This is a genomic window from Chitinimonas prasina (genome assembly GCF_030160395.1).
Classification (GTDB): Bacteria; Pseudomonadota; Gammaproteobacteria; order Burkholderiales; family Chitinimonadaceae; genus Chitinimonas; species Chitinimonas prasina.
Map to the genome: position 1 here is coordinate 1 of NZ_BSOG01000044.1, position 686 is coordinate 686.

At 69.2% G+C, this 686-nt stretch carries 1 protein-coding gene; it reads right to left on the reverse strand.

Features of this window, described 5'->3' with window-relative positions; all coding sequences use genetic code 11:
- Window positions 1–568, reverse strand: a 568-nt coding sequence (locus QQK16_RS21045) for a metal-dependent hydrolase (RefSeq protein WP_284198449.1), incomplete at its 3' end; no start/stop codon positions are given.
- Window positions 569–686: the final 118 nt, after the last annotated feature.

Here is a 686-nt window from a genome sequence, read left to right on the forward strand (position 1 = left end):
GGAAGCGCGTCATCGCCAGCGCCGCGCCGCACGCGCCCATGGTGAAGCGGTCCCCCACCGGCACGATCGCGACCTTCGGCCGGTAGAGCTCGCCGATCAGCGCCATGTCCGAGAACACGTCCGTGTCGCCCATGTGATAGACGGCCGGCTGCGCGGAATCCTTCGGCGAGATCACCACGCCGTTGGGCAGGCCGAGGTCCTGCAGCACGCCGTTCTCGTCCATCGCGGCGGAGGAGTGGAAGGCGATGGTGAAGGACACCGTGAACTCGCCCTGGTCGGTGGTGCCGCCGGTGTTCATCATGTCCAGCTTCTCCACGCCCTGACGGCCGAAGAACTGGCAGACCTCGGCGTTGGCGACGAGCTTCGCGCCCGTCTCCTTGCAGATGGCGGCGGCGTCCCCGGTGTGGTCGCCGTGGCCGTGCGTCAGCACGACGTGGGTGGCACCCTTGGATGCCTCGGCCACCGTGCCCTTGAAGGTGCCGTTGCCGGTCAGGAAGGGATCGATCAGCACCGCGCTGGTGCCGAAGTCGAGCCGGAAGGCCGAGTGGCCGAACCAGGTGATCTTCATGCGGTCGTACCTCCAGGGGGGAAGGGCAAGGGTTTAGCCGGGGCCGCGGGGCCGGGCCAGGAGGGGCCCTAGCCCACCGCCTCGCGCACGCGCTCCATCCCGTGGAAGACGGAGACGG